At 68.8% G+C, this 4,397-nt stretch carries 3 protein-coding genes; all 3 read left to right on the plus strand.

Annotation, left to right across the window (positions count from 1 at the left end):
- The first annotated feature begins 149 nt into the window (after positions 1-149).
- The 3 genes from F3J20_RS31590 (at position 150) to F3J20_RS31600 (ending at position 4,355) form a co-directional block, all read left to right on the plus strand.
- Positions 150-1,586, plus strand: a complete 1,437-nt coding sequence (locus F3J20_RS31590; protein ID WP_240158862.1) for a type II and III secretion system protein family protein — start codon at positions 150-152, stop codon at positions 1,584-1,586.
- 123 nt (positions 1,587-1,709) lie between these two features.
- Positions 1,710-2,951 carry a fimbrial protein gene (locus F3J20_RS31595; RefSeq protein ID WP_167040142.1) on the plus strand — a complete coding sequence of 414 codons (1,242 nt, stop codon included), beginning with the start codon at positions 1,710-1,712 and terminating at the stop codon, positions 2,949-2,951.
- A gap of 3 nt (positions 2,952-2,954) precedes the next feature.
- Complete coding sequence (locus F3J20_RS31600) at positions 2,955-4,355, plus strand: CpaF family protein (RefSeq protein ID WP_167040140.1); 1,401 nt, start codon at positions 2,955-2,957, stop codon at positions 4,353-4,355.
- Positions 4,356-4,397 lie beyond the last annotated feature (42 nt).

Here is a 4,397-nt window from a genome sequence, read left to right on the forward strand (position 1 = left end):
CTTGCGCCGCGGGCACCGGCGCCCGCGCGCGTCGCGGGCAATACGGGCGGCACGCGGGGCGGTATCGAAGTAATACGGGGTGGGCGCGCCGAAACGGTCGCCTGGTAAGCAGCTTCAGGGAGCGGGCGGCCAGTCGCCCCCATCACTACATGACACAACGGATTTTTGCTTTCAGAAAAGCAGCGTGGCTCGGGTTGGCTTTGCTGGGCGTATCGGCGGTGACCGATGCGGCCGGTCCGGCACAGCGGATGGTCAACCCGCGCGCGGCGCAAGCGGCCCAGGCCGCTCAGCAGGCGGCTCAGGCGCCCGAGTTCGCGCCCGGCGCGGCCGGCCAGACCATCACGCTGACGGTCGGCAGCCAGCAGCAGATCGCGACGGGCCATGCGCTGCAGCGCGTGGCGATCGGCGATCCAGGCGTCGCCGACGTGCTGATCGTCAAGGGCGGCAAGAACGGCGGCGTGCTGCTGGTCGGCAAGGCCGCGGGCACGACGAGCCTGATGGTCTGGGTGCGCGAGCGCGACGCGCCGCTGCGCTACACGGTCAACGTGACGACGCCGGCCGCGGCCTCGCTGCTCGGCGCCGATACGCCGAGCGTCAAGGTGCTCGGCGGCACGGCGGTGGTGTCCGGTTCGTCGGCGACGATGGAGTCGCACCAGCGTGCCGTCGTCGCGGCCCAAGGCGCGGTCGGCAAGGACGGCGCCGTGTTCGACACGTCGACGGTGGCGAGCCGCGCGGTCGTGCAGGTCGACGTGCGGGTGGTCGAATTCAGCCGTTCGGTGCTGAAGGAAGTCGGCTTCAACTTCCTGAAGCAGAACAACGGCTTCACGTTCGGCTCGTTCGCGCCGTCGTCCCTGAGTTCGGTGACGGGCGGTGGCACCTCGCCACCCAGCGTGACGAGCACGCAGCCGATCTCGTCGGCGTTCAACCTGATCTTCAATTCGGCGACGCACGGGCTGTTCGCGAACCTGAGCCTGCTCGAGGGCAACAACCTCGCGCGCGTGCTGGCCGAGCCGACGCTCGTCGCGCTGTCCGGGCAAAGCGCGAGCTTCCTCGCCGGCGGCGAAGTGCCGGTGCCGGTGCCGCAGGCGCTCGGTACGACCTCGATCGAATACAAGCAGTACGGCGTCGGGCTCACGCTGACGCCGACCGTGCTGAGCCCGCAGCGCATCGCGCTGAAGGTGGCGCCCGAGGCGAGCCAGCTCGACTTCGCGAACGCGGTGACGATCAGCGGCGTGTCGGTGCCCGCGTTCATCACGCGCCGCGCCGACACGACGGTCGAGCTCGGCGACGGCGAGAGCTTCATGATCGGCGGGCTGATCGACCGCGAGACCGCGTCGAACGTCGCGAAGGTGCCGCTGCTCGGCGATCTGCCGATTCTCGGCACGTTCTTCAAGCAGCTCAACTATCAGCAGAACGAGAAGGAACTCGTCATCATCGTGACGCCACATCTGGTTTCGCCGCTCGCGAAGGGCGCGGACTTGCCGTCGACGCCGGGCGAGCAGGCCGAGCAGCGCGACGGACCGGTGTGGCGCTCGTTGCTGGGCGGCGTCGCGGCGCGCGACGCGGTGCCGGGGTTCTCCAAGTGAAGCCGGTGTGTCGCCGCGCGGCAGGCGGCAGGGAGCAGGCGAGGTTTTCGAGCCGGCGCGTGTGCGCCGGCAGACAGTACGAGGCGGCGGCTTTAGGGTCGATGCCGCAAGAGGATGTCCAACATGAACGCGAGAACGCATTCGTTGACTGAACGGGCGATCACCGATCACTTCGTGTTCGCGTCGCTCGCCGACGAGCACGTGCACTGGCTCGCCAATACGCTCGTCGGTGCGGGCGTGATCGAGGCGGCCACGCTCGATCCGGCGCTGCTGATGCAGCGCATCGCGACGCTCAATCCGTCGCTGGTGTTCGTCGACTTTTCGTGCGGCCGCGGCGCGGCGGCGAGCGCGGCCGCGAACTCGGTGCGCGCGGCCTATCCGTCGCTGCAGATCGTTGCGCTCGGCTCGCTCGCCGAGCCCGAGAGCGCGCTCGCCGCGCTGCGCGCCGGCGTGCGCGACTTCATCGACCTGTCGGGGCCGCCCGAGGACGCGCTGCGCATCACGCGCCAGGTGCTCGACAATCTGATCGAACCGGTGAGTCGCCACGGCCGTGTTACGGCGCTGCTCGGCGCGCGCATCGGCATGGGCGTGAGCACGCTCGCCGCCAACCTCGGCGTGCTGCTGCAGCGGCGCGACGTCGCGCAGGGGCGCCAGGCCGCGCTGCTCGATCTCGGCCTGCCCGCCGCGGACGGCTCGCTGCTGCTCAACACACGCAGCGAATTCAATTTCGTCGAGGCCGTGCGCAACCTGCGCCGCTTCGACCAGACTTTCGTGCACACGGCGCTGTCGCATCACGCGAGCGGTCTCGCGCTGACCACGCTGCCGCCGAATCTCGCCGACATGCGCGAGGTCTCGTATTCGTCGTCGATCGGCTTGCTGAACCGGCTGCGCGCGTTTTTCGACCAGCAGCTCATCGACCTCGGCGGCTTCGGCAACAGCGAATTCATCGCGCAGGTCGTGCAGGCCGCCGACGAAACCTGGCTCCTGTGCGACCAGGGCGTCGCCTCGATCGTCTCGGCGGTCAGCGTGCTCGACGGCTTGCGCGAAGAGGGCCTCGACACCTCGAACGTGCAGCTCGTCGTCAACAAATTCGATGCCGACCTCGGCCTCGCCGCCGCGCAGATCGCGCAGCGCCTCGAAATTCCGCTGCTCGCGAGCTTGCCCGAGCGGCGCATCGCGCTCGGCCAGGCGGTCAACCAGGGGCATCTGCTGGTCGACGTCGCGCCGCGCGACGCCTACGTGCGCGCGCTCGAACCGCTCGTCGAGCGGCTCGGCGGCGCGCAGCACAGCGCGGCGCCGGCGCGCGGCAAGTCGGCGCTCGGCGCGCTCAGGCGCTTCATTCCCACTACTCAAAAGCGGTCATAAACGATGGCAAAAGAGATCCAGTTTGCCGACGACGCGCCTGCGTTCGCGCATAGCCAGCAGTTCCAGGACATCAAGAACGCGGCGCACGAGCATCTGCTCACGCGCATCGAGGAACTCGGCTCCGAGTTCGGCCGCTGGTCGCGTAACGCGATCAACCAGTTCGTCGATCTGGAGATGGACAGCTTCGTCAGGCTGCGCCGGATTCCGATCAACGAGAGCGAAGTGCGGCTGATTGCCGAGGCGCTGACCAAGGAACTCGCGGGCTTCGGGCCGATCGAGGACCTGCTCGCCGACCCGGCCGTGGAAGACATCCTGATCAACGGCTACAACGACGTGTACGTGTCGCGTCACGGCATCCTCACGCGCATCCAGGTGCGCTTTGCCGACAACGCGCATCTGCTGCGGATCGTGCGGCGCATTCTCGCGCCGATCGGCCGGCGTCTCGACGAATCGAACCCGATGGTCGACGCGCGTCTGCCGAACGGCGGCCGCGTGAACGTGGTGATCGAGCCGCTCTCGATCGACGGGCCGATCGTGTCGATCCGCAAGTTCCGCAAGGACCCGATGCGGCCCGACGATCTGCTCGGCAACGGCACCTATAACGCCGAGATCGGCGCGCTGCTCGAAGCCGCGGTGGCCGCGCGCTGCAACGTGCTGGTCGCGGGCGGCACGAGTTCGGGCAAGACCTCGCTGCTCAATGCGCTGGCGTTTCATATCCCCGAGCCGGAACGCGTCGTGACGATCGAGGACACGGCCGAACTGTCGCTGAACCACCCGCACGTGGTGCGGCTCGAAAGCCGCCCGGGCGGCTTCGACGGCGCGGGCGTCGTGACGATTCGCGACCTGCTGCGCAATACGCTGCGCATGCGCCCGGACCGCATCATCGTCGGCGAAGTGCGCGGCGGCGAAGTGCTCGAAATGCTGCAGGCGATGAACACCGGCCACGATGGCTCGATGGGCACCGTGCACGCGAGCTCGCCGCGCGAGTGTCTGTACCGCCTTGAGATGCTGGCGGGCTTCGCGGGCTTCCAGGGCACCGAGTCGAGCCTGCGCCGCCAGATCGCCAACGCGATCGACTTCATCGTGCAGATCGGCCGGCTCTCCAACGGACGCCGCCGCATCCTGTCGGTCACCGAGGTCACGGGACTCTCCGACAACATCATCGCGACCCAGGAGCTGTATCGCTACGAGCCGATCGTGACGCCCGAGGGCGAGGAGCTCGACAACTGGGTGTCGCTCGGCATTCATCCGCATTCGCCGAAGCTCGCGCGCTTCCGCCAGGTGCTCGGCGGCGGCGAGCAGGCGCAGGGCTTCGGCAATGCGGGCTTCGGCGGCGGCGGTTTTGGCGGTGGCTTCGGAGGCGGCGGCAACGGCGGCGGCTTCGGCGGAGGCTTCAATGTCTAGCGCGGTACTGGTCTTCGTGGCGCTCGCGCTCGTCTGCGCGGC

This window comes from Paraburkholderia sp. Cy-641 (assembly GCF_011752945.1).
GTDB lineage: Bacteria > Pseudomonadota > Gammaproteobacteria > Burkholderiales > Burkholderiaceae > Paraburkholderia.

Excerpts from the sequence above, each read along its gene's own strand:
- F3J20_RS31595 (WP_167040142.1), top strand. The coding sequence starts at position 1,710 with ATGAACGCGAGAACGCATTCGTTGACTGAACGGGCGATCACCGATCAC.
- F3J20_RS31590 (WP_240158862.1), top strand. The coding sequence starts at position 150 with ATGACACAACGGATTTTTGCTTTCAGAAAAGCAGCGTGGCTCGGGTTG.
- F3J20_RS31600 (WP_167040140.1), top strand. The coding sequence starts at position 2,955 with ATGGCAAAAGAGATCCAGTTTGCCGACGACGCGCCTGCGTTCGCGCAT.